Origin of the sequence: Bacillus cereus group sp. BceL220 (assembly GCF_051776965.1) — a bacterium.
In the GTDB taxonomy this organism is placed as follows: Bacteria; Bacillota; Bacilli; order Bacillales; family Bacillaceae_G; genus Bacillus_A; species Bacillus_A cereus.
Genome location: NZ_JBPWBC010000010.1, coordinates 1 through 25126, shown reverse-complemented (window position 1 = coordinate 25126; position 25126 = coordinate 1). Strand labels below are relative to the sequence as shown.

Below are 25126 nucleotides of genomic sequence, written 5' to 3'. Positions count from 1 at the left end.
TTCAGAAGAGTTTTATATTACGAAATATACTTTTTAATAATGGAGGTGCGTTTATGGAAAGAGAGGAAGATCTACTTGCAAAATTAGAATCATTATCCCCAGAGAAGAAAAAATTTTTAATGGATCGATTAAAACGGAATAGTCCTAAAAATATTATGAAAAAGAGGAGGGAAAGTGACCTTCCTGTTCTATCATTTGCTCAGCAAAGACTTTGGTTTTTTGATCAATTAGAACCCGGTTCTTCAACGTATAATATGCCGTTTCTTCTGAATATAGTAGGAGACTTTGATATTGATATTTTTGAAAAAAGTTTAAATGAAATTATACAAAGACATGAAATTTTACGCACTACTTTTTTATTAATGGACGAGCAGCCAATCCAAATTGTAAATCCGAATTTATCAATAAAAGTTAAATATGTTGATCTACGGGCGTATTCTAAAGAGGAAAGACAAAAAATGTCTGATGAACAGATAAAAAAGTTTGCAAAAAAACCTTTTAATCTTGAGATAGGTCCCCTTGTACGTGCAAATATTTGGCAAGTAGAAGGAAAAGAATATTGGATGTTGCTAAATATGCATCATATTGTTGGAGATGGATGGTCTGTTGGAATTTTAATCCAAGAAATTTCGAAAGTTTATAATGCATTTATAAAAGGAGACAATTCTCCTTTATTACCATTAACAATGCAATATGCTGATTTTTCTATTTGGCAAAAGGGATGGTTAAAAGGTTCCAAGCAACAAGAACAATTGAATTATTGGAAAAAACAATTGAGTGACAATCTACCTGTGCTTGATTTACCAAGAGATTTTTCAAGACCTAATAAAGCAACATATAATGGAGACGAAGAATATATCACAATTCCTAAAGGATTAGTAGAGAAATTAAGAACCTTATCCCAACAGGAGGGTGGTACATTGTATATGCTGTTATTAGCGGCGTATAATATTTTGTTATATAAATATAGTAAACAAGAAGATATTATTGTGGGTACACCAATTGCAAATCGAAATCATTTAGAAATTGAACCATTAATAGGTTTTTTTGTAAATACGTTAGCATTGCGTACTAGAGTGAGAAAAGATATGTGTTTTAGGGAACTATTACAAGAAGTAAAACAAACATGCCTAGGAGCATATTCGAATCAAGATATTCCATTTGAAAATATTGTTGCAGAAATTGTACCAGAACGTCAGAGTAATAGCTCTGTACTTTTTCAAACTGTTTTTGCTTTAGAGAAACAAACACAAAATATAATTGAAATGTCAGGTGTAAAAGTTAGGCCTGAGAAATTAAATATTAATGTTGCAAAGTTTGATTTGACCTTATCTATGATTGAGGAGGAAGATAAGGTATCTGGAACTTTTAACTACAACACTAGTTTATTTAGAAAAAGTACCATTCAACGTATTTCTAAACATTATCTGTCTATATTAGAACAGGTAATTGAAAATCCCAACATAAAATTAAACCAATTATCATTAATAAACAAAGAAGAATTGAATCAAATAATTAAAAGAAAACATAATGTAATAAATAATTTACAGATAGATACTACTCTACCTGAACTATTTGAAGAACAGGTCAAAAAAGTACCGAACAATATAGCAGTACAATATGGGGATGCTTCATTAACTTATGATGAATTAAATAAAAAATCTAATCAGTTAGCTCATTATTTAAAAGGTCAAGGGGTAGGTCCAGAAGTTATGGTAGGTATTTCCATGGAACGTTCTTTAGATCTAATTATAGGAATTTTTGGGGTTTTAAAGGCAGGTGGAGCATATGTACCAATTGATCCAAATGCTCCATCAGCAAGAATTCATTATATGTTAGAAGACTCTATGGTACCAATTGTTCTTTCCCATCAGGGCTTATCTAATAGAATTCATAAAGATAAAGTGAAGGTTATTTGTTTAGATACGGATTGGAATGAAATTGAAAAAATGAGGACTTCGGATTTAATAGGGGAAGTTCAAGTGCATAATCTAGCTTATGTAATTTATACTTCAGGATCTACTGGAAAACCAAAAGGAGTCATGGTCCCACATCGAGGATTAACAAATTATTTAAATTGGTGCACTCAAAATTATTATAAAGGGAATGGTGGACAAGGTTCATTAGTTCTGTCATCAATATCTTTTGACTTAACAATTACAGGGATGCTTTCTCCATTATGTATAGGAGAAACAGTAGTTTTATTTCCTGAGGGATTAGATTTAGAAGAATTAGGAAGATGGGTTCGGAAAAGAAAATATAGTGTTATAAAGCTAACACCAGCTCATTTAGAGTTATTATCTCATCAAGTTTCTGAAGAAGATGCTGCTTTTTGTACAGATACTTTTGTAGTAGGAGGGGAGCCTCTACTCGCAAAACATGTTGATTTTTGGGTAAAGCATGCTCCAAATACAGTCATAATAAATGAATATGGACCGACTGAAGCAGTAGTTGGATGTACTAATTATATAGTAAAACCAGGAGAGAATTATAGTAAATCCATACCTATAGGAAAGCCTATTTTTAATACTGAAATGTATGTATTAGATACCTCTTTACAACCCGTACCTATTGGTGTTCATGGAGAACTGTATATTGGAGGAGTGGGATTAGCAAAAGGGTATTATAAACGCCCGGAATTAACTGCGGAAAGATTTATTAATTCTCCATTCGATAGTAATGAGGAACAGGAATTGTATAAAACTGGAGATATAGTACGTTATTTACCAAATGGAAATCTTGAGTATATTGACCGCATAGATCAACAAGTTAAATTGAGAGGATTTAGAATTGAATTAGGAGAGATTGAAACTATACTTAATCAATATTCTAAAATACGTGAGGGTATTGTTTTAGTTCGAGAAGACATTCCAGGTGACAAAAGACTAGTTGGGTACATTATTGGAGATGATCTTACAGCTGATGAGGTTGAGAAACTTAGCAATTATATGTCAGAGCAGTTGCCGGATTACATGGTACCGAGTGCTTTTGTGTTGTTAGAAAAAATACCTTTAACAATTAATGGAAAAGTAGACAAGGAGGCATTGCCTGCTCCAGATATGTCCTTAATTAAACGAACAGAATATATCGAACCCAAAACAGATATTGAAAAAAAATTAGTTGAAATCTGGGAAGAGCTACTAGGTTATTCTGGGATTTCTGTATATGACAATTTTTTCGGAATTGGTGGGCACTCTCTATTGGCTGTTCAATTAATGTCAAAAATTAAAAAGACTTTTAATGTGAAAATTCCGTTAACTGTTATTTTTCAAAGTGGAACAATTGCTGCATTAGCGAAACAAATAGATAGAAATAAAATTTATAAAGTTAATAATTCAATAGTACCTCTTCAACCAAAGGGGAATAAGAGACCTATTTTCTTTGTTCATCCTATTGGTGGACATATTATAAGTTATTTTGAATTAGCTAAATATTTAGGGGTTAAGCGTCCTTTTTATGCTTTTCAGTCGCTAGGATTAGAGAGTGAAGAAACAATATTAACAAATATAAAAGAAATGGCTAATTTTTATATTAAGGAAATGCAGAATGTTCAGGAAGAGGGTCCTTATATTATTGGTGGATGGTCTTTTGGTGGGGTTGTAGCTTTTGAAATGGCGAGACAATTAGTTGAGAAAGGAATAAAGGTTGAAGCCATTATATTGCTAGATACATGGGCACCAGATATATATAATGATTCATCAGAATGGGATGACTTAGCCGTATTTATGAATGATTTAATGAAGCAATATAACCTAGAAGTATCCGAAGAATTAATATTAGGATACAAAAATTTAAGTATGCAAGATGAACGTATTCGCTATGTAATAAGTTATTTGAAAAATCATTCAAAGTTTAAGCAAGATATACAAGTTGAAGATCTAGAAAAGATGATTCAGGTATTTCAAACAAATCTTAATGCTTATCGGAGTTATCAACCGGAAAAATTGGATCAAGATATATTGCTTTTTACTGCAAATCATTCACATAAAGAAAATAATCATGCAGAAGATGATACCTTATTTTGGGGGAAATATGTGCAAAAAGAATTAAAAGTTATAGAACTAAACGCAACTCATTATAGTATGATGCAGTCTGCGCATGCTGAAGATATTGCATATCATATTGATATATTCTTAGAAGAGATAAGTAAAAAATTATACAATTCTAGTTCTAATTTAAATTAATTTTTAAAGGTGTGTTTGATATGAATAATATTTATTCACCATCGCTATATTTCAAAAAATATAATAAGGTAAATTCTTTTCCAACTAGTATGAGATTATTTTGTTTTCATTATGCAGGAGGAAGTGCCAGTAATTTTAAAAAATGGGCAACTAAATTACCGGAACAGGTTGAGGTAATTGCTGTTCAATTACCAGGTAGAGAAAATAGAATTATGGAGAAACCATTCAATAATATCCAATCTATTATATGTGAATTAGCAGTAGAGATTCTTCCTTTATTAGATAAGCCTTATGTATTTTTTGGACATAGTATGGGGGCATTATTAAGTTATGAAATGTCATGGTATCTAAAAGAAAATTTTTCAACATCTCCAGAAAAGTTAATTATTTCGAGTTTTAGGGCACCGCATCTATCGCCAATAACAAATAATATACATGATTTATCTGTACCTATATTTATTGAGAAATTAAAAGAAATGGGAGGAACATCTGAAGAAATATTAAGTAATCAAGAGTTAATGGAATTAATTATACCTACTATACGTGCGGACTTTGAAGTGTGTGAAAAGTATGTATATAAAGAAAGAAATAAATTAAATTGTCCTATTGTGGCGTATGGTGGAACAGAGGATAGTAGAGTTCGTTTAGAGCATCTAAAACAGTGGGAGAAACACACTAGTAAAGCATTTAAAGTTCAGATGTTACCAGGAAATCATTTCTATTTAAAAGAAGTTGAAAAAGAGTTGCTATATTTAATTTCTAAGGAATTATTAGAAAACAAATAAATGAATTTATTTAAAAATATGGATGATAAATGAAATATTATTGTGAGGAAGAATAATGCAAGAAAGAGTATCCGTTTTATATTTGAAAATACCTGAAAATATAAAAATATCAGATTTTAATTAGTGTTTGAATGTTTTAGATGTAGAATAACAGGTAGAATTTTACAGTTCTCTGGTAGAGCATAAAAAACTTGAGTTCTTACTTGGAAGGTTGCTGGTGAAGTCTCTATTTGCACAAAAATTAAATTTGTTAGTAAATGATATTTTGTTGAAAAAAAATAGTTTTGGAAAGCCATATGTAAATTGGGAGTTCAATAAACAACAAAATTCTATGTATTTTAATTTATTACATACAAGCCAGATGATTGTTTGTGGAATTGCTAAAGAAAAATATATTGGGATAGATGTTGAAAAGACCAATAGAAATTATTTAGATGTTATGGATGTAGTTTTTTGTGAAAGAGAAATTAAATTAGTATTAGATCAGATAAAGTCTACAGATAAGAAAGAGATGTTTTTTAGAATTTGGACAAGGAAGGAAGCTGTGTTAAAAGCCAAAGGAACAGGGTTTTACACACATCCTGTATCTATTTCTGTATCAGAAAATAGCGGGATTATTAAAGGAGGTGATTTTTTATATAATTCCTTTTTATTAGATCCTGATTATATTGTCTCAGTTGCTTTAAAATGTTCAAAAAATAAAAAATATACATTTAGTATTAAAGAAATTCTTCTTAAAAAATTAATAGATTTATATAAAACTTTATCTTAAATGATGATAATAGTTTCCAGGAGGAAATGGTATGCTAAATGACTTAAAAGTTATTCCAACGGAGCAAATATATTTACATGAAGAATATGAACATGAAAGGTTAAAAAAGTTAAGTCATAAGATTAAAAATGAACAGGTTTTAAAGAATCCCCCAATCGCTTTACAATTAGCTGAAGATAAATATCTAATCCTTGATGGAGCACATAGGACGTTATCTTTGAAGCAATTAAATTGTAAAAGGATGGTTGTTCAGGTCGTTAAAGCAGATTATTTATCAATTGGAGCATGGTCACATCATATATCAGATAGTGAGGGAGTATTAGAGGTATTAAAAAGTAATTCTAATATTTTTTTAAGTGAAAATATTGAAAGTGAAAATTTAATTGCAACAGTGTTTGTTAATGGAATAAAGTATGATCTAGCAATTAATCCAGAAATGGAAAAAGATATGGAAATAAAAATTAGAATTTGGAAAGAAATTGTTAATGCTTATACAAATAAATATCCGTTTACTAGAATAACAAATGACGAATTAATTCCTTCAGACGGCATAGTGTTTAGCTATACTTTGCTAGAGTTGTATCAAATCAAACAATTAGTAGAGTCGAATTTACTACTACCTGCAGGTGTAACTAAATTTAAATTAAATTGTGGACGTATTTTGAATTTAAACATTCCGTTAAGTTTTCTAATCCGAGAAGATTTTGTAGAGGAGGATTGGAATGAACTGTTGGAATTATGGGGAAAATCAATCAGGTTGTATACTGATCCCGTCTTATTATGTGAAGTTTAAGTTAAAAAAGATTGGAATAAGGGTATTGGTTTTTTATAAAAATTAAATGAGCTAATTAATGTGAAAAGGGGCAAAAACATGATTCATGATGACGTTCTTTCATTAATAGGAGATACACCTATTGTAAAAATTAATAAGCTGGTCCCACCTGAGAGTGCTCAACTATATGTAAAATTAGAAGGATTTAATCCTGGAGGAAGTTCGAAAGATAGAGTTGCAAAGCGAGTAATTGAATATGCTGAAAATAGTGGACAGTTAAAGCCAGGAGGAACAATTGTTGAATCCTCTTCTGGGAATCTTGCAATTGGTTTAGCGTTAGTAGCAAAGATGAAAGGATATAAAATGATTTGTGTAGTTGACCCTAAAATAAGTAAAGTGAATCTGAATCTTATTAAATCATATGGTGCCCAAGTCCATATGGTTGATGTATCAGATGAACACGGAAACTACTTAAAAGCAAGACTCGTAATAGCACAAGATTTAGCGAATTCTATTGATGGAGCTTATTGGCCTAATCAATATAACAATCCTGAAAATCCGGAGGCCTACGTGCATACTTTAGTTCAAGAAATTTATGATGATTTTAATGATACTTTAGATTGGATTGTATGTCCTGTAGGTACTGCTGGATTAATTACGGGTGTTGCAAAAGGAATGAAAAAATTAAATCCATCTGTAAAAGTTATGGCTGTCGATGCTGTGGGATCAGTTATATTCGGAGGAAAGCCTGGGGTAAGAAGGCTTTTGGGGATAGGAAATGCGATTGTCCCTGGAAATGTGAATCGAAGTCTTTATGATGATCTAAGTTACGTTAATGATGCAGATGCCTTTTTTATAACACGAGAGCTTGTATCAAAAGAAGGGATATTAGTTGGTGGATCTTCTGGTGCAGTTGTATGTGCTGCTCTAAGACTAATAGATAAACTACCAAAGTCTAAAAAAGTATTAGCGATATTACCAGATAGAGGTGATCGATATTATAATACTATATTTTCAGATGAATGGTTAGTTGAACATGATATTGAATTACCACAATCAATTAATGATTCCATTTTAGTTTAAAAAAAATAGATATTATTTTAAGGGAGTGTTAATTATGTTATTAGAAACAAAACCAGAATTAATTTATCTTAGTAAACAGAATATTATTGATTTAGGTGGTTATAAGGCCAACATTTATGTGCAAGCTATTACACAAGCACTAACATTACATTCAGAAAGGAACTTTAGTCAACCTTTAAAGCCTTATTTAAAGACTAATAAAGAAGGAGAGCATATCGCAGATAGAATTATTGCTATGCCAGCGTATCTTGGAGAACCTTCTATTTCAGGGATTAAATGGATCGGAAGTAAGTTTGATAATCCCACCAAAAAAAATATGGAAAGAGCTAGTGCACTAATTATTTTAAATGATCCAGAAACAAATTTTCCAATTGCCATTTTAGAAGGTAGTGTTATTAGTTCTATGAGAACAGCAGCTGTTACTGTAGTTGCAGCAAAATATTTGGCGAAAAAAGGATTTCAAAATGTATCAATTATCGGTTGCGGATTAATTTCTAAAATGCACATAAATTCTTTACTAGAACAGTTTAATCATATTAGACAAATTAATCTATTTGATTTGGATAATGTAAAAGCGAAAGCTTTTGCTCAAGAAATGAAAGAACGTTATAGTCATGTCGATTTTCAGGTAAAAGAATCAGCAAAAAATGCGGTAGAACAAGCTGAGGTACTTGTAACATGCACGGTAGCAGACACTCCATATATAGAAGCAGATTGGATACAAAAAGGAACTTTTGTAAGTAATATCTCTATAATGGATATAGAAAAAGAAGCTTTTTTAAAGGCTGATAAGGTAATTGTAGATGATTGGGATCAAGCAAATAGAGAAAAGAAGGTAATTAATCAGCTTGTTGTAGAAGGGAAATTCTCAAAAGAAATGCTCCATGCAGAACTTGGCGATATTATAACTGGTAAAAAATTAGGAAGAGTGACCGATGAAGAAATTATTATATTAAATCCTATGGGAATGGCTATTGAAGATATTGCATGTGCTCATGCCATTTATGAGAAGGCGAAACAAGAGGGATTAGGAAAAGTGCTAAGCTTATATTAAGCTTTTTTATCAAGAGGAACTGTAAACGGTCTTAATTACAGTTCCTTTATTTGATTAATACTTGCTTAGAAGTTTGGCTTTAATATTGTATCCCCTAAAAATAAGATTTTTATCGTTGATAACAAACATTGAAGTTTAGGAAATTAAGAGAGGTGCTAAAATCATGGTCTATGAAATCAAATTTATTCCATATGAAGAATTAATTTTTTTTGAAGAATATAATGAGGAACAATTAATTAAAATTAAAAGTAATATTGATGCTCAAAAAGCCTTGAGTAACCTACCAATTGTTATGAGAATTGAATCAAACAAATATCTTGTTTTAGATGGAACACATCGTATCTTGGCATTAAATAAATTACGCTGTATGAATATTACTGCGCAAATAATCGATGAGAGTATTGTAGTATGTAGTTCTTGGCTTCATCAGATTCCTAAATGTGAGGAGTTAATAAGTGATTTAAAAAATAACCCAAATTTTTATTTTACTGGAGAAAATTTATTAGAACAGAAGTATCTTGCAAGGGTTTATATAGATAATCAAGTCTATTATTTATATGATATGAATTCTAAGAAAAAGGAAGAAGCTATCTCATTTTTACATTCAATTATTAATGTGTATGATAGCAAGTATGGATATAAAAAGATAACAAAAGAAGAATATACTCCAAACTTAGAGTATATTACGATTGAGTTTCCGGATTTTTCTATACAAGAAATAATGAAAAGTATTGATAATAAATTGTTACCATTAAACGTTATAAGATTTACTTTTAATATTAAAAATATGAATAGTATAAACATTCCAATTAATGTTATAAGAAGTCCAGAGGCTTATGAGTTTGAGTGGAGAGAAATTATAGAGAAATTATCTTTACCTAGTCATTGATAAATTAATTTCCAAATGAAAAATTGTTGCAATATACTCTTTTAATAAAAAGTTACTAAGGAGTATTAATTGTAAAACGAGGGTGGGGGACGGTCTTTTTAGTTAGTATTATAGGGTTGGTTCAGAAGTTACTTGCAAGTCTACAAAATTAGCAAATGCAAAATCACAGCTTACTGTTATATTATTTGTAGTTCCTAGCTCTGTTCCTTGATTTGTGAAAGTCTGAAGATTAACACTTTTAACGACAAGTATTACTGTGTCAGTTGGGCTCAAATTATAATTTAATTGTAGGTGAAAGTTTTCTCCAGCCGTATTTAGCGCGTTACCTAAAGCTAAACTGCTTGGAATTGCATTGCACAAAGCATTGCAGTTATAATCACTACATAATATTCTTGGCAAAAACAAATGATTGGTTAGTTTGTCCTATAAATAATTCACAATTTCACACACTTAAACTTAAAAGGACAAGGTAAGACACCTTGTCCTTTTTTCTAATGCTTTTAACTTAATTTTTTAATGATTAGTGCTGCACCACTTTCAACTAGATTACACAAAGATATAGAATTTCCAAAGAGGCTTGTATTTCTTAGTGAAAAAGTTGATTTAGCAGGTATTCTTAAAATAGCCGTTCCTGAAAATTGGTCACACGATTCCCCTGTCGCAGTTCTTACTCCAAAAGATGTTTGGAAACCAGGAACTGGATTCCCATTTAGAATAGCAGTTACTTGCTGTTCTTGATTTGCTGTTTCAAAAACAACGCTTGTAATTACATAGCTAATTTCATAATCTCCAGCTAGCGGAATGAATATCGTCGCAGGGGGCAATAAAACAATTCCTCCTGCTTCGGCTACACTTTGGTTATTAAATGGGATGTCTTGTCCGTTAGGTATGGTTACAAATGTATTTTGCCAGAAGTTACGATAAGCTGGTGAAAACACCATAGTTGGGTGAATAACAGGTGCAGGAGGGAGGAACTTATCACAACAACCGCAACTCTTCGATTTAAAAAAATGGTCCAAAATAATTCACTTCCTTTTTTGGAATAGATATAATTATTTATATTCAATCCAAAAAAATCAGTTTGGATGTTTGTCCGCATGCCCATCAACTTAAGAAATTAAAACAGCCCCAAAACGAAAAAATGAGCTTTTTTATTACAAATTAGCACAAAATCTTGTTCAGGGGTAGTTGTATTTTCTTAGCTTGATAGCGGTGTGGTGCTACCCCTACGAGTGTTTTTCAGATATGCTGCTTGTGGGAGCAGCAATTCTAACACCAATCAGCAATAAGAGGGAATAGATATATATCCTCTTATTATTGATTAAAGGTACGAAACATAAAAGAAGAGACACTATACAGTGTCTCTTCTTTTATGTTGATATATCCCTAAAGAAAATGTAGTGATTAATCAAAGATCGTTGGATGCTTCTAGGTTAATTTTAGTATAACGTTAATTCGATTGCTTATATATAATGATTTATGTGTATTCGGATGTATTTTTCGATTGATACTTTTTTGTTTTATGCATAACAAGGATATTGAAAAAGGGCTGATAAGAATATCAAACCCTTTTGACTATCTATAATTATTTCACTGCCTCTTTTAATTCTTTTCCAGCCTTAAAAGCAGGTGCTTTTGAAGCCGCAATTTGCATTTCTTCACCTGTTTGTGGGTTACGTCCTGTACGAGCAGATCTTTCGCGTACTTCAAATGTACCAAATCCAAGGATTTGTACTTTCTCTTCATTAGTTAGTGCACTTGTTATTGTATCTAATACGGCTTGTGTTGCTGCAGCTGCATCCTTTTGTGTAAGTTCTGCTTTTTCTGCTACTACTTTTGTTAGTTCTGTCTTATTCATTTTTTGCACCTCTTTATATGTAATTAGGTGCCTATTATAACGTGTGTATACTCATGATGCAATTAATACTGAACAAACTCTCCTGTGCCGGATGTAAAGGTGATATGTAACAAAATACACTATTAATAGATGCCGATTTTTGGAAAAAGAAGGTAAGGTATTAGGTAAAGGGACATAGTGTTTATAATGGTCGTTAATCCTGTTTTGTAATTTAGGAGAAATATACCAAATAAGGAGTTTTTTTTGTGCCGAAATGAGCTAAGTGGATTGCCATTCTTGTGATTTTTATCTGTAGTATTTTAATTATCGACGCTCTTGTTGGTAGCAAAAAAGGCATAAAGGCTATTACAGCAGCAGTTGAGGAATTAACCGCAGATAAAAAAATATAGGAAATCAAAAGGAAGTAAAGCAAGGAGCCGAAACAAGTGATTATAAACATTTAGACAAGCAGCATTATGCATGGGTAATGGATGATTATTTAAAGGACCTATCTGATGTGGCGACCCGATTTAGCATGTTAGAGGCTGATGCAGAAATTAAGCGTACTATAAACCAATCATGGGTTTTAGATGTAGGCGATGTTTTCTATAAAATGTCTTATCTCATCTCAAGTGTACGATATGTAGAACCCCCAACAGAATTAAAGAGTCTACATTCATCTATTTTAAAGGCGATGGATAACTTGCAATTTGTTATAGACAACCTATGGAAATGCTGCGAGCCAAACAGATTTAGCGAAATTAGGAAAATGTTTAAAAGCGTTAAGAATTGCTAGGGATACAATAGACGAGGCACGTAGTGAATTATCCACTTACGAATAATTATCATAAAAACCAATTAGTATTACATAACATCCTCAGAAGTATATATGAAGTTTAGCGTTTTCTTTGTAGTTAAGGAAACAGTAATCTCAAAGATTTCAATTCTAATGTTTGGTACATGCAAGAGGATAGCAAGGAATGAAAGGTAGGAAAGATCAACGCTGTTGAGTACATGGACAAGGCGGGCATGAAGAAAGCGACATTTTACAAGAGAATGAGGGAATACGAGGAAATTAAATTATTAAAACGATATAAATGGATATTATAATTTCAGTGTTTGACATTGCAACCACAGTCATTAGATAGGATATAGTTGTCTGTGTAGCAACGGAACCAAAACTTACATTAAGTATTAGCGAATATTCATTTCGTATATTAGTGGATATAAAAGACCGATTTTGAGTGTTATGATGTCCGCTAATGATACTTATAGGACATTCTGAAATCAAAAAACGAGAAGCGTGCGGTCAAAAATCATTTGTGTACCCAAAAATCTATATAATTTTAGTCATTTTCGCCGTTTTTAATGTCCGCTAATGCTTATAGCGTGATTTGGTTCCATGTGTTACACAAAGGCTTAATTGTAGTATTGCATGCAGATGATACCGGAAAAACATCATTTAATCCGCTTGTTCATATGTGAGTAGTAACTAAAAATAAAAGGATGGTATTAACATGAAGTCAACAGGTGTTACAAGAAGAATAGATGAATTAGGGCGGATTGTTCTTCCGAAAGAGTTAAGAACAACGTTAGGAATCTATGCGCTTTATTTTCTTTTTGCACCAGAACCGTCTTTATAAGTTCTATGTCACTATAAAATGATGCATGCAACAAAACTATTTTCTTTATTAATAATAATGGTAATTTTCACACTAGAACTCTTGGTATTGCGTATTAAAGTTCCTCTATTAATATATTTAAAGCTTTTGACTTAATTCTTTCATATTCCATAGCCCCAGCAAGTTCATCAGCAAGTAAAGGCGACTTTCTAACATATCTTTCGCGAATTACATCATACAATTCGTATGGAAATAACATATCAATAAACATAATTTTCTTCTGCTCAGCTGTTAAAGGAGAAACTGACTCATATGCGTTAATCATAATTTTAAATTGGTTTTCATTCCAAACACCAGTTGTATCTAATAGAGGAATAATCATTTTACGCAAGTCTCGAATAGGTAAATCGTAAGAAACCGTATCTAAATCAATTACCCAAATTTGATTACTTGGGTCTAATAAGGAATTTCCTGTTCCATAATCTTGATGACATAAATTGGGGGATGTTTGTAATTCATCAGTCCATTTAGTATATTCAGATTCCAATAGTCTTTGGTGCGTTTGTTTTGCTTCTAAAATAAACGCATCAATTTCGGCCAAATATAGCTGTGAAAATGGATCATCTGGCATAGTTGCGGATAAAGTTTTCCAAATCTCCATCTGTTGAAATCTTTTAATGTAATGATTGGGCCAACGTCCTAGTTTGGTAAATATAGGTATGCCTGGTGGGGGCTTATAGCCAATAGAGGCTACATGGAAATCTGCTAATCCTTTCATAATCATTTCAAGATCTTCTTGCATTGTAAGCTCAAATGGTCTTCCCTCAATCCAATCATAAACAACAAATAAAAATGGACCGTGCTTTGTATACAACTGATTCAATTTGCTTGGGATTATGCTCGGAACACGCATGCCTTTGTTGGCTAGATAATCTTGAGCATGAATGGAAAATAGAGCTTTTTTTTCGGGGCGATGAATTCTCTTTAAGCAAAATGGTCCATCTGCAGTTTGAATTTTCCATACTAAGGCCAGTTGTCCACCTTGTATTAATTCGATTGTAGTTGCTTGAATATCCCAATGCTGAATCATTGTCGCTGCCAATTCTACTAGTTTTTGTTCCTCTTCGGGCGATAATGTATACACCGCTTCTTCGTTATTATTCTCCACATATATCACCATCCTTTTATACTCTCTTATTACTGTATGGTACATGACCATTTTTGTTCTAGCCATTTGCCTTTAAGAAGAAAAAGTACTATTGACTAATTTTCATAATAAAGGATGAAAAAATGGTCGATAAATCACAAACACAAAGTTTTTTTCGTAACATATGAAGAAGGTTGTATTTTTATGAAACAGGGAGGCGCTTTAATGAAAATAGCCATAATTTCGACTGAAAAGCTACCTGTACCAGCTGTACGAGGTGGAGCTATTCAAATTTATATAGATTCTGTTGCTTCCATTATTGCTTCAAATGGAAAAAATGTGACAGTTATTTCTATAACAGATCCAAATTTGAAACCAGAAGAAAAAAACAAAGGCGTAAGGTATATACGGTTTCCAGAAGAGGAATATCTCCCTTATGTTATTAAACATTTGAAACAGGAAAGATATGATGTAGTTCATTTATGCAATCGTCCAAATTGGATTACCATTTTAAGTGAGGCAGCACCACAGACGAAATTCGTGTTAAGTGTGCATAATGAAATGTTTGCATATGAAAAGATAAGTGATGAAGAGGGAGAAGCATGTATTGCAGCTGTTTCAAAAATTGTAACAGTTAGTGATTATATAGGTAGAACAATTACCTCGCGCTTTCAAGCTGCAAAAGCAAAGACGAGAACAGTATATTCTGGTGTAGATGTAAATGAGTACTATCCTTCGTGGACTGTGAATGGAACAAAAGTTAAAAGTCATGTGCAAAAACAGTTGGATTTACAAAATAAAAAAATAGTTTTATTTGTTGGACGCTTGAGTAAAGTAAAAGGTCCTCATATTTTGCTACAAGCTCTTCCTAAAATAATTGAGGAAAATCCAGACATTGTAATGGTTTTTATTGGTTCAAAATGGTTTGGAGATAACAATGTAAATAATTATGTAAAACACTTATATACCTTAGGCGCTATGTTCCCAGAACATGTAGTCTTTATTAAATTTGTTAAGCCAAAGGATATTTCAACACTTTATGCTATGTCAGATATTTTTGTTTGCTCTTCACAGTGGCAAGAGCCCCTTGCTAGGGTGCATTACGAAGCAATGGCAGCAGGTTTACCAATAATTACGAGTAACCGAGGTGGCAATCCTGAAGTAATTGAAGAAGGAAAAAATGGATATATTGTCAATGACTTTGAAAACCCTGATGCATATGCAGAAAAGATAATTAATCTTTTAAATAACGAAAATAAAAGAAAACAGTTAGGGAAATATGGACGTAGTAAGGTTGAAAAAGAATTTAATTGGAACCGAGTTGCTATGGATTTAATGAAAGTGTATAGGGAAACCTTATAAATTTTAAGAAGGGGATGATCAAAGGTGGAAGAAACAACTGGATTAGAGAGTGAACATTTAAAAAAGGTCCTTAGCTTTTATCCATTTGAAATAAGTAATATTTCTTTACAATCAAGCAGAAGCGGGAGAACAATGTGGGAAGTTGAAACAGAAGAAGGATTAAAAATATTAAAACAAGCACAAATGCACCCCAAAAGGATGCTATTTATTGCTGGAGCACATTTACATCTCCTTCAAAATGGATTGCCAATTACAAAGATTCATAAAACAAAAAGAGGTGGCTTTTGTATTGGATCTAATGAGTATGCATATGTACTATATGATAAGTATCAAGGAAAAGAAGTCATTTATTATAATAAAGAACAATTAGAGAAGGTACTAATATATGCAGGTAAATTCCATCAAGCATCGGAGGGGTATATTCCGATGAAAGAAAGTAAAATTCGGAGTCGATTGGGAAAATGGCATAAATTATACAGATGGAAATTACAAGAGTTAGAAGGAAACAAAAGAATTGCACTTTCATTTCCAGATGATGTATTTTCAACTATGTTTTTAGAGTATGTTGATAAGATGTTAGCACGTGGAAAGAAAGCATTACAAGAACTAAATGATCCATATTATGATCAATGGACAAAAGAAGTTATTGCATCTAATAGTTTTTGTCAGCAAGATTTTACCTTAGCGAGGTTTACAGAAATAGATGATACTATGTTTATGAAAGAGCTACATTCTATTACAAGTGATTTACCAGTGAGGGACCTACGTATTATTTTAAATAAAGTAATGAAAAAAATGTCAGTTTGGGATACTAATTTAGCTATTCATATGTTGAGTGCATATAATTCGGAAAATTCCTTTTCAGAAAAACAATTTCGTGTTCTTTGGACTGATTTATCGTTTCCTCACTTATTCTGTTCAATTGCACATAAATACTATTTAGGACAAAAGCGTTCGTGGTCTGACGAAAAGTATATTTGGGCATTGCAAAATATTATTGCACTTGAAGATTCTAAGGAAGAATTTTTACGAAATTTTTCTGATATTTATCATGAAATCAAGAGCAATAGTGGGGGGAAATAAAATGGGTTCAGAACAAGAAGAGATAGTAATCCCTATTTTAGATTTAGAGAAATTTGTATTTTCTCCACCTGGGCCAATGGGATGGGAATTGTCAGAGTATGAGCAGCAAAAAAATATTGTACTAAATGAATCTTCGGTGCTAGAGAATTTAGCGATTATTAAGGAAGTGGAATTAGAGGAGTTACCCAAAATCGGATTGCTAGATTTAGAAGAGAAGTTACCACCAAAAACTACAATGATTGATGAAGTACAAGATAAAGAGATTCAAGATGTAATAGAGCTGGAAGAACAAATTGAGGAATTAAATGAGATCGTTTTAACGCAAATAGAAAAGCCAAAAATAAAAGTCACTATTATTACTCCGGATCATCCATTAAAAGGTCCATGGGTATCAAAATTGGTAAATAATGCTAAGGGGAACGGTTAATGAAACTTCCGCAAATATATTAATCTTTTTATACTCTTTCAACATAGTATATATAAATCTATATGAAAGGAGTTAGGTAAATGGCTGATGTGAAAAGAGCAAAAATAAAACTAGATGTTGAGAATGGCTTTAGTGTTAATCCTGGTGATGATTTACAAGAAGTTCTAAAGTCTCTAGCTGAAGTAATACAATCAGGCACGCATAATGGTGTAGAGGTTGAAATTCAATATGTTGATGAAACAGAAATTACTTTTACAGACGAAGAAGAGGAAGAAGAAGGCGAAGAAGAAGAGGAAGAAGAAGGCGACGAAGAAGAGGAAGAAGAAGGCGACGAAGAAGAGGAAGAAGAAGCCGAAGAAGAAGAGGAAGAAGAAGCCGAAGAAGAAGAGGAAGAAGAAGACGAAGAAGAAGAAGAAGAAGAAGACGAAGAAGAAGGCGAAGAAGAAGACGAAGAAGACGAAGAAGAAGAAGAAGAAGACGAAGAAGACGAAGAAGACGAAGAAGAAGAAGAAGAAGATGAAGAAGACGAAGAAGATGAAGAAGACGAAGAAGACGAAGAAGACGAAGAAGACGAAGAAGATGAAGAAGACGAAGAAGACGAAGAAGACGAAGAAGACGAAGAAGACGAAGAAGATGAAGAAGACGAAGAAGACGAAGAAGACGAAGAAGACGAAGAAGACGAGGAGGGCGAAGAAGAAGACGAAGAAGACGAAGAAGACGAAGAAGACGAAGAAGATGAAGAAGACGAAGAAGACGAAGAAGATGAAGAAGACGAAGAAGACGAAGAAGACGAAGAAGACGAAGAAGACGAAGAAGACGAAGAAGATGAAGAAGACGAAGAAGATGAAGAAGACGAAGAAGATGAAGACGAAGAAGATGAAGACGAAGAAGACGAGGAGGGCGAAGAAGAAGACGCATAAAATAATTGATACTTAAAAACGCTTGGTTTCCCCAAGCGTTTTTTGCTCTCTACATATATAATAGGTGAAAATGTGAACTTCTAAATATAGGAATAGGTTGACCCTAGGTAGGTATTAGCCTATATTTTTATTTTATAGTACAGAAATTTCACAAAGAAACGAGATGCAATCCATATTAATCGATAAGGTATAGAAATTTGCATTTGGCCGAATCAAGGATAAAAAATCTTAATTGCGAGAACAATTATTTGTAGTCATTTTGTATTTAATTGTTTCCTTGCTATATTAAATCATCTCGTTAAAGAAACGAGGAAAAGATTAACGCAGCATTCTTACTCCGTCGAGTTTATCCTATAAAAAATTTTGTACGGAAAGAAAATTGTATTTGTATCAAAAATATTTAATTCTATTTAGCTCTATGTCTAAATTTTGTAGACCTGCACAAAATGGATAATAATCGTATTTTAAATGATTTGAATTTTGAGAGGGCGTAATAAGTTTTTAGAAGGTTGATTTGTAGATTCTGCGACTTGTTTATATACCTGATCAAGTTTTGTGGCTGTATGTTTAAATGTAAAGTTTTCTTCTACAACCTTTCTTCCGTTTTCAGCAATCCATTTTGCAAATTCTCGTTGGGATAGCAAAGCGTGGACAAGTCTGGAAAACTCCATTGGATTATTATACTGTTCTATTAGGCAGCCGTTATATTCATCTGTTATAACTTCAGCATTTCCCCCACGGTTTGTTGTAATAATTGGGATTCCAGCAGCCATTGCTTCATAATGAACACGTGCCAATGGTTCGTTCCATTGTGAGCTACATATAAATATATCCCCCATTAGAAAAATATTATGAATTTGATCTGCAGGAATAAATTTGGTGAAAATTACGTGTTCTTTAATTGGCCTAGCCATTTTATATAGCCTTTTAACATATTTATTTACTCGGTTATCACTAAACCATTTACCACCAACAATTACAAGTACCGTATCCTTATGTGTTTGAATAATTTTCTTCATAGCATGAATAAGTAAGTCAGGTCCTTTATTTTTGCATAATCGGCCAACAAATAGAATTACCTTTTTATCTTGGATACCGTATTTTGTACGATATGCATTTCTTATCTTTTGTCCTGTTGGTGTCCAGATGGAGGGGGATTGTTTTAAATTTACACCAGAGTAGACAATAGAAATCTTTTCTTCAGCTTGTGGAAATCTTTCAATCACAGTTTGTTTAATATAATTGCTAACGGTCACAATGGCGGTAACCATTTCAAGAATAAGATTGCCTTCATAAATGGATAGTTTATGCTCAGCAAACATATCGTTATGAAGACCTAATACAAATTTACTGTGTGGGGAAGCTTGTTTATATAGAGGAATATTTTTAGGTCGATTAAAGACATGTATAATATCAAAGGTATTGGTTTGGAGTGTTCTTATAACATGTTGTTCATATTCTTTTTGAGGTAAATACACGTAATTGACATTATCTTGTGTTTTTTGATTTGGAAGATTTGGATCTGAAATAGAAAAAATAGTAAGTTCATAATCTTGACTTATATAGGGGGACACCCCATCAATCATCATTTGAATTGCTCCACCTTTAATTGCTGGAGATGGTAATTTTTCTGTACATATATATGCAATTTTCATAAACTAATCTCCTTTGTATAGTTGTTTTACATAATGAAATTCTGCTTCCAACCCATCGGATAGAGAAACTGTTGGAGAATATTGCAGTAATGTATTGGCCTTAGATATATCTGCCCATGTTTGCTTCGGTTCCCCAGGAACTGATTTTAGAAATTTTTTGGTTGCTGATTTTCCTGATATTTTTTCTAAAATAGAAATGATGTCTAAAATGGAAGCTTGTTCTTTTCCACCGATATTGATAACTTCACCTATTATACTTTTTTTTGTCTCTAAAGCTGCCACCGTTCCTCGTATACAGTCATCAATATAGGTGAAATCGCGTGTTTGTGTTCCATCACCAAATATTGTGAGAGGTTTATCTTCTAACAGTTGTTTAATTAATCTATGAAATGCCATATCAGGACGTTGTCTTGGCCCATAAACTGTGAAATATCTTAAAATAACAATTGGTATATGAAAATTTTTGCGATAAACATGACATAAGTGTTCACCACTTAATTTGGTAACACCGTATGGAGATAGGGGGGTAGGTAATAAATCTTCAGAAACTGCGCCAGATTTTTCACCATAAACAGAAGATGTTGATATATGAATAAATTTATCTAATTTTATGTGTTTACAGGATTCTAGCAACTGCTGTGTAACTATTATATTATTTGAAACATAAGACTGAAAATCTTTTCCCCAACTTGTTCTCACACCAGGAATAGCAGCTAGATGATAAACAACATCTATATCTTGTAATAGTTTTGATAAATCTATATTTAAAATATCTTCTTGTATGAATTGAAAACGTGAATTCAATTCGAGAGATTGTATATTATCTGTCTTTAAAGTGGCTGGAGTAGGACCGATGAAATGATCAATTCCAACTACATGATATGCACTATTTTTAAGTAACGCTTGACACAAATGTGAGCCAATGAAACCAGCGGCTCCTGTTACAAGTATTTTCATGACCGACCCACTCCAATATATTGTAATCCGTATTTTTCTATTTCATCTTTTTCAATGCAATTGCGTCCATCTACGATTGTGCGTCCCTTCATAACTTGTTTGACTTGTTTCCAATTAAGTGTTTTAAATTCATCCCATTCCGTTGCGATAATAATGCAATCGGAATTTGTGATTGAAGATTCTAGGTTATCATGCTGTGTAACTTGTCTTTTTAAATGTGGAGGAAGAAGAGCTTTGGGGTCATAAGCATGTAGATCATAGCCATGAGGAATTAATTTTTCAAGAAGTATTACGGCAAGGGAGCTACGAATATCATCCGTATTTGGCTTAAATGCAATTCCTAACACCGTTATTTTTTTTGAAAAGGGATTTTTTATAGCTTTTTGAATCTTTTCAACATAGAGATCTATTTGTGTGGAGTTAATGGATTGTACAGCTTGTAAAATAGGAACCGCTACGTGCTTATCACTTGCTGTATAGATGAGTGAATGTAAATCTTTTGGAAAGCATGATCCTCCATATCCCATTCCCGCCTGAAGAAAATGAGGGTTAATTCGAAAGTCATGGCCAATTCCTTTTGCCACCTCAACAATGTCAATGTTATATGCATCACAAATCCGAGCGATTTCATTTATAAATGATATTTTTGTAGCTAAAAATGCATTGGATGTATATTTAATCATCTCTGCTTCATTTAGACCAGTACAAACGAAAGGAGCACTAATTCCTTTATATATATTCTGCATAATTTTTAACGACTTTTTGTCACCTTTTTGGGTTCCTATAATAGTTCTATCTGGGTTGAGCATATCACGAACAGCAGAACCTTCACGAAGAAATTCAGGATTAGAAACAATATTGAATAGGGATGATGAAACACCAGATTTAATAAGCTTTTCACATATTTGCTGATTTGTACCTGGTGGAACTGTACTTTTGGTAATAATAGTTTTATATGATGTTATAGCTGGAACTAGTAGATCGATAACAGAATAGATATATTTTAAATCCGTCTTTCCACTTGATGTAGAAGGAGTCCCTACAGCAATAAAAATAATGGACGATTGTCGAATAGTACTATCAATATCACAACTAAATTGTAATCGTTTTCGATTTTTATGAATAAGTTCTTTTAAATCTGGTTCATAAATGGGGCATTCTCCCTTTTGGAGAGAGTAAATTTTATCTTGATCTTTATCTACGCATATCACATCATGACCTAAGTCTGCTAATACTGCTGCTGATGTAATACCAACATAACCAGAGCCTATAATACATATCTTCATATGCTAATCACCTTTCTAAACTTAGTACTAGTTGTAACAGTATATTGATGGACAAGTTAAATTGGTGACAAGTAAAAGGGCCTATTCATATAAGCAATGAAAGTAGGCAGAAGGTAAAGGCCTCTTTTAATTTCATTATGCGCAGGTACAGAGGGTGCTGAATACATTGTTATAAACAGTTGAAGGAGAGAAGATTAGTGATTAAAAAAGCAATTATTCCAGCAGCTGGTTACGGCACGAGGAGCCTTCCAATTACAAAGGTAATTCCAAAAGAAATGTTTCCTATAGGTAATAAACCGGCAATTCATTATATTGTGGAAGAGGCTGTGAAGTCAGGTGTTGAGCAAATATTAATTGTACTTTCTAGCAGAAAGGATTTAATAGTTGATTACTTTGATCAATCATTAGAATTGGAGGCTTTTTTGGAAAAAGAGAAAAAATCGCATCTGTTAAAAGAGCTTACTGTCCCTAAAATTCAAATTCATTATATAAGACAGCCATATGCGAAAGGGCTTGGTGAAGCGATAAAATTAGGTGAAACATTTATTGGTAATGAACCTTTTGCTGTACTCTTACCAGATGATATTGTAGTTTCTGATAAAGAAACCGCTTTAAGCCAGTTAATTAAAATTTATAAAGAGAAGAAAAATAGTGTAATAGGCATTCATAGGGTACCAAATGAATGTGTAGAAAAGTATGGTATTATTGCAGGGGATATTGTAAAAGGAGATTGTATAGATGTTACAAATATTGTTGAAAAACCAAAAGTAAATCCTCCATCTAATCTTGCAGTAATAGGTAGATATGTTTTCACACCGGATATCTTTCCATTATTAAAAAATCTTCAACCTGGTGTTGGGGGGGAATATCAATTAACAGATGCGATACATTCTTTAATTATGACTAAAAAAGTATATGGAAAAATGATTAAAGGGAAACGATTTGATATTGGACAAGAAGATGAATATATGCAACTCCTTAACCTTTTATATGCAAAAAATAAAGTAAGTAAATATTGATTTTAACAAAGTAGTTATTTAGTAAGCATAAAAATAGGAGTGCCTGAAGAGCACTCCATGACGCCAATAACAACACTATAAAAGTATATGAGTGGTTTAACTAAATATGTTTTTATTTTTATACTTTAAACAAAACACTATTTGGTAAGTAATTTGAAGAGCACTTAGAAAAGTGCTCTTTTGTAACGACTATACAATCTAAAAAGAGAGGATACAATATATCATATGTAGTTATGTTTGTTTGGTTGTGTGTCTTTTATATAAAAAATTTATTTTGTCATAAATAAAAAGGTGATTTTTTTTACAAACACTTTCAGTAAAGCAGAGCACTTTTTTCAGAAATGGAATATGAAATAGTCTGAAAAAATTATAGGATATAATCTCATCTTTATAATTCAAGTGACGAGCTTAATTTATAGTGAGTTCTCGGTTAATTTTTTCTCTCTCAAAAGTAAATAAAAGGATAGAATATACAGTAGAGGACGTTCAAAGTTATTAGATAAGCTATTTACATAATCAATATGATTATGAACTAGCATACAAAAAATATATAAATAATTAATGGTTATTCAAAAAAACTGTGCATAAAAACTTGCATTATAACAAGTTTTTAGCACAATTTTTTTTATTTTATGCCTTTCATTAAAACTTGAATCTTTGGGGCCATAAAATATAAAATTACACTTAAAATGATTGAAAGGCCACCAATTACACCGAAATAAATAATTTCTGTTTCAGGATTATATAATCGAACTATTTGAGCATTTATAGCTTGTGCAGCTGCACTAGTTAAGAACCACAGACTCATTGTTTGAGCAGAGAACGCAGCTGGTGCTAATTTTGTTGTAATTGATAAACCTACAGGCGATAAACAAAGTTCCCCGATTACTACTAACAGGAAGCTAATCGCTAACCACATAGGGCTTACAAGGGATTCTGTACCATGTATATATGCAGGGATAATCATAACTAAGAAGGATAAACCAGCAAATAATAAACCAATAGCAAATTTATTAGCTGTACTTGGTTGACGTGAATTAAGCTTTACCCATAACCAAGCAAATACTGGTGCTAACAAAACAATATAAATAGGGTTTAATGATTGAAACCATGAAGATTGAAGTTCAAAACCGGCCAACTTTAATTGAGTACGCTGATCAGCATATGAAGCTAAAATGATAGCTCCTTGTTCTTGAATGGCCCAAAACATTGTAGCAGCGATAAATAATGGTATGTAAGCAATTAAACGAGACTTTTCAATTTTTGTAGTTTTCGGACTACGATACATAAAAATAAAGTAACCAGTTGGAATGAGAATACCTAAGATACTTACTAATAAAGTGAATCGATTAATAGTTAAAATACCTGTTGGTATCGTTAAAATACAAAATAGTACTATAGCTATTGTACCAATACTAAACTGTATAATAACTTTTTTTCTTTCGATGTCTGTTAAAGGATTAGGTACTTGTGTTCCTGCTAAACCAAGGTTTTTCTTTTTTGTAAGAACGAAAATAATTAAGCCTAATAGCATACCAATTGCAGCGACACCAAAACCTAGGTGGAAGTTATACTTTTGACCAAGTGTTCCTATAACAAAAGGGGATAAAAGTGCACCTAAATTAATACCCATATAGAAAATACTGAAACCTGAGTCACGTCGAGTATCTGTTTCACTATATAAATCACCAACAATGCTAGATACATTAGGTTTTAATAAACCTGTACCAAGTACTAAAAACACCATAGATATGAATAAAGTACTTATAGTTCCTGGTAGTGCTAAAATCAGGTGACCTATCATAATTAAAACTCCACCCCAAAAAATTGTTCTACTTGAACCTAGTAGACGATCTGCAATCCAGCCACCAATAATGCCAGACATGTAAACGAGAGATCCATAGATGGCCATAATTGACGCTGCGGTCGCATGATCCATCCCTAAACCACCTTGTGAGATTGAATAATACATATAGTAAAGTAATATTGCTCTCATCCCATAGTAAGAGAATCGCTCCCAAAACTCTGTAAAGAATAGGGTAAACAGCCCCTTAGGGTGTCCGAAAAAACCGCTTTGCGGAACAGTACGAATAATATCGCTTTTACTAATCTTCTCCATACGAATGCACTCCTTATATATAAATATAATAATACTAACTTAGTATAAATCAATAATTAGAAAATTAAAATAAATATTTACTTGGTTAATTATTAGAAATTTTTCAAAAAATAATTTTATTATTGATTTTCATGGGTATTTTAATTATATTTT

19 protein-coding genes and 2 pseudogenes are annotated in these 25126 nt (G+C 32.3%); 14 read left to right on the top strand and 7 right to left on the bottom strand.

The window, feature by feature from the left end; genetic code table 11:
- The first annotated feature begins 53 nt into the window (after positions 1-53).
- From ACS2FK_RS22125 to ACS2FK_RS22095, 7 genes are all read left to right on the top strand, one after another.
- Positions 54-4184 carry a non-ribosomal peptide synthetase gene (locus ACS2FK_RS22125; RefSeq protein WP_063549473.1) on the top strand — a complete coding sequence of 1377 codons (4131 nt, stop codon included), beginning with the start codon at positions 54-56 and terminating at the stop codon, positions 4182-4184.
- Between the two features lie 20 nt (positions 4185-4204).
- Complete coding sequence (locus tag ACS2FK_RS22120; protein WP_063549471.1) at positions 4205-4969, top strand: thioesterase II family protein; 765 nt, start codon at positions 4205-4207, stop codon at positions 4967-4969.
- 217 nt (positions 4970-5186) lie between these two features.
- Complete coding sequence (locus tag ACS2FK_RS22115; RefSeq protein WP_230387363.1) at positions 5187-5741, top strand: 4'-phosphopantetheinyl transferase family protein; 555 nt, start codon at positions 5187-5189, stop codon at positions 5739-5741.
- A 31-nt stretch (positions 5742-5772) separates the two neighbouring features.
- Positions 5773-6534, top strand: coding sequence for a ParB N-terminal domain-containing protein (locus tag ACS2FK_RS22110; RefSeq protein WP_000930877.1), 762 nt, complete (start codon positions 5773-5775; stop codon positions 6532-6534).
- Positions 6535-6612: 78 nt separating this feature from the next.
- Positions 6613-7596: a 2,3-diaminopropionate biosynthesis protein SbnA gene (gene sbnA / locus ACS2FK_RS22105; protein ID WP_000580988.1), complete on the top strand. Its 984-nt coding sequence runs from the start codon at positions 6613-6615 to the stop codon at positions 7594-7596.
- Positions 7597-7630: 34 nt separating this feature from the next.
- Positions 7631-8650, top strand: coding sequence for a 2,3-diaminopropionate biosynthesis protein SbnB (gene sbnB, locus ACS2FK_RS22100; protein ID WP_063549469.1), 1020 nt, complete (start codon positions 7631-7633; stop codon positions 8648-8650).
- Positions 8651-8813: 163 nt separating this feature from the next.
- Positions 8814-9539 carry a hypothetical protein gene (locus tag ACS2FK_RS22095; RefSeq protein ID WP_063549467.1) on the top strand — a complete coding sequence of 242 codons (726 nt, stop codon included), beginning with the start codon at positions 8814-8816 and terminating at the stop codon, positions 9537-9539.
- Positions 9540-10039: 500 nt separating this feature from the next.
- Here ACS2FK_RS22095 and ACS2FK_RS22090 read toward each other — a convergent pair whose 3' ends face one another.
- Positions 10040-10480, bottom strand: coding sequence for a BclA C-terminal domain-containing protein (locus ACS2FK_RS22090; RefSeq protein ID WP_003275510.1), 441 nt, complete (start codon positions 10478-10480; stop codon positions 10040-10042).
- A gap of 644 nt (positions 10481-11124) precedes the next feature.
- Positions 11125-11397: an HU family DNA-binding protein gene (locus tag ACS2FK_RS22085; protein ID WP_063549462.1), complete on the bottom strand. Its 273-nt coding sequence runs from the start codon at positions 11395-11397 to the stop codon at positions 11125-11127.
- Between the two features lie 1496 nt (positions 11398-12893).
- Between ACS2FK_RS22085 and ACS2FK_RS22080 the strand changes: the two are divergent.
- Positions 12894-12977 (top strand): annotated as a pseudogene (locus tag ACS2FK_RS22080) (sporulation protein); the annotation flags it as partial.
- Between the two features lie 136 nt (positions 12978-13113).
- Here the strand turns inward: ACS2FK_RS22080 and ACS2FK_RS22075 are convergent.
- Entirely contained in the window at positions 13114-14217 is a 1104-nt protein-coding gene (locus ACS2FK_RS22075) for a CotS family spore coat protein (RefSeq protein WP_024927939.1), read from the bottom strand.
- A gap of 153 nt (positions 14218-14370) precedes the next feature.
- Between ACS2FK_RS22075 and ACS2FK_RS22070 the strand changes: the two genes are divergently transcribed.
- The 4 genes from ACS2FK_RS22070 (at position 14371) to ACS2FK_RS22055 (ending at position 17937) form a co-directional block, all read left to right on the top strand.
- Positions 14371-15507 (top strand): glycosyltransferase family 4 protein, encoded by a 1137-nt coding sequence (locus ACS2FK_RS22070; protein ID WP_063549460.1) that lies wholly within the window; start codon positions 14371-14373, stop codon positions 15505-15507.
- 24 nt (positions 15508-15531) lie between these two features.
- Positions 15532-16590 carry a spore coat putative kinase CotS gene (cotS, locus tag ACS2FK_RS22065; RefSeq protein ID WP_063549458.1) on the top strand — a complete coding sequence of 353 codons (1059 nt, stop codon included), beginning with the start codon at positions 15532-15534 and terminating at the stop codon, positions 16588-16590.
- A 1-nt stretch (position 16591) separates the two neighbouring features.
- The gene (locus ACS2FK_RS22060) at positions 16592-17017 is read left to right on the top strand and encodes a hypothetical protein (RefSeq protein WP_063549456.1); all 426 of its coding nucleotides are present in this window, start codon (positions 16592-16594) and stop codon (positions 17015-17017) included.
- Positions 17018-17097: 80 nt separating this feature from the next.
- Positions 17098-17937 (top strand): hypothetical protein, encoded by an 840-nt coding sequence (locus tag ACS2FK_RS22055; RefSeq protein ID WP_063553423.1) that lies wholly within the window; start codon positions 17098-17100, stop codon positions 17935-17937.
- A 464-nt stretch (positions 17938-18401) separates the two neighbouring features.
- Here the strand turns inward: ACS2FK_RS22055 and ACS2FK_RS22050 are convergent, their stop codons facing one another.
- From ACS2FK_RS22050 to ACS2FK_RS22040, 3 genes are read right to left on the bottom strand one after another with little or no spacing between them, the layout of a single operon-like run.
- Positions 18402-19592, bottom strand: a complete 1191-nt coding sequence (locus tag ACS2FK_RS22050) for a glycosyltransferase family 4 protein (protein ID WP_063549454.1) — start codon at positions 19590-19592, stop codon at positions 18402-18404.
- A 3-nt stretch (positions 19593-19595) separates the two neighbouring features.
- Positions 19596-20549 carry an NAD-dependent epimerase/dehydratase family protein gene (locus ACS2FK_RS22045; protein ID WP_063549452.1) on the bottom strand — a complete coding sequence of 318 codons (954 nt, stop codon included), beginning with the start codon at positions 20547-20549 and terminating at the stop codon, positions 19596-19598.
- A complete protein-coding gene (locus ACS2FK_RS22040) occupies positions 20546-21835 on the bottom strand; it encodes a UDP-glucose dehydrogenase family protein (RefSeq protein ID WP_063549450.1) in 1290 nt (429 codons plus the stop codon). Before ACS2FK_RS22040 ends, ACS2FK_RS22045 begins: the two co-directional genes overlap by 4 nt.
- A 197-nt stretch (positions 21836-22032) precedes the next feature.
- Between ACS2FK_RS22040 and ACS2FK_RS22035 the strand changes: the two genes are divergently transcribed.
- The gene (locus ACS2FK_RS22035) at positions 22033-22854 is read left to right on the top strand and encodes a UTP--glucose-1-phosphate uridylyltransferase (protein WP_063549448.1); all 822 of its coding nucleotides are present in this window, start codon (positions 22033-22035) and stop codon (positions 22852-22854) included.
- A gap of 412 nt (positions 22855-23266) precedes the next feature.
- A pseudogene (locus tag ACS2FK_RS22030) lies at positions 23267-23350 on the top strand (GNAT family N-acetyltransferase); the annotation flags it as partial.
- A 129-nt stretch (positions 23351-23479) separates the two neighbouring features.
- Here the strand turns inward: ACS2FK_RS22030 and ACS2FK_RS22025 are convergent.
- Complete coding sequence (locus tag ACS2FK_RS22025; protein ID WP_000411727.1) at positions 23480-24973, bottom strand: peptide MFS transporter; 1494 nt, start codon at positions 24971-24973, stop codon at positions 23480-23482.
- Positions 24974-25126: the final 153 nt, after the last annotated feature.

Bases quoted from the DNA above. Each gene is read 5' to 3' on its own strand.
- ACS2FK_RS22125 (WP_063549473.1), top strand. From the start codon at position 54: ATGGAAAGAGAGGAAGATCTACTTGCAAAATTAGAATCATTATCCCCA.
- ACS2FK_RS22120 (WP_063549471.1), top strand. From the start codon at position 4,205: ATGAATAATATTTATTCACCATCGCTATATTTCAAAAAATATAATAAG.
- ACS2FK_RS22110 (WP_000930877.1), top strand. From the start codon at position 5,773: ATGCTAAATGACTTAAAAGTTATTCCAACGGAGCAAATATATTTACAT.
- sbnA (WP_000580988.1), top strand. From the start codon at position 6,613: ATGATTCATGATGACGTTCTTTCATTAATAGGAGATACACCTATTGTA.
- sbnB (WP_063549469.1), top strand. From the start codon at position 7,631: ATGTTATTAGAAACAAAACCAGAATTAATTTATCTTAGTAAACAGAAT.
- ACS2FK_RS22095 (WP_063549467.1), top strand. From the start codon at position 8,814: ATGGTCTATGAAATCAAATTTATTCCATATGAAGAATTAATTTTTTTT.
- ACS2FK_RS22090 (WP_003275510.1), bottom strand. From the start codon at position 10,480: ATGGTGTTTTCACCAGCTTATCGTAACTTCTGGCAAAATACATTTGTA.
- ACS2FK_RS22085 (WP_063549462.1), bottom strand. From the start codon at position 11,397: ATGAATAAGACAGAACTAACAAAAGTAGTAGCAGAAAAAGCAGAACTT.
- ACS2FK_RS22075 (WP_024927939.1), bottom strand. From the start codon at position 14,217: ATGGTCATGTACCATACAGTAATAAGAGAGTATAAAAGGATGGTGATA.
- ACS2FK_RS22070 (WP_063549460.1), top strand. From the start codon at position 14,371: ATGAAAATAGCCATAATTTCGACTGAAAAGCTACCTGTACCAGCTGTA.
- ACS2FK_RS22060 (WP_063549456.1), top strand. From the start codon at position 16,592: ATGGGTTCAGAACAAGAAGAGATAGTAATCCCTATTTTAGATTTAGAG.
- ACS2FK_RS22055 (WP_063553423.1), top strand. From the start codon at position 17,098: ATGGCTGATGTGAAAAGAGCAAAAATAAAACTAGATGTTGAGAATGGC.
- ACS2FK_RS22050 (WP_063549454.1), bottom strand. From the start codon at position 19,592: ATGAAAATTGCATATATATGTACAGAAAAATTACCATCTCCAGCAATT.
- ACS2FK_RS22045 (WP_063549452.1), bottom strand. From the start codon at position 20,549: ATGAAAATACTTGTAACAGGAGCCGCTGGTTTCATTGGCTCACATTTG.
- ACS2FK_RS22040 (WP_063549450.1), bottom strand. From the start codon at position 21,835: ATGAAGATATGTATTATAGGCTCTGGTTATGTTGGTATTACATCAGCA.
- ACS2FK_RS22025 (WP_000411727.1), bottom strand. From the start codon at position 24,973: ATGGAGAAGATTAGTAAAAGCGATATTATTCGTACTGTTCCGCAAAGC.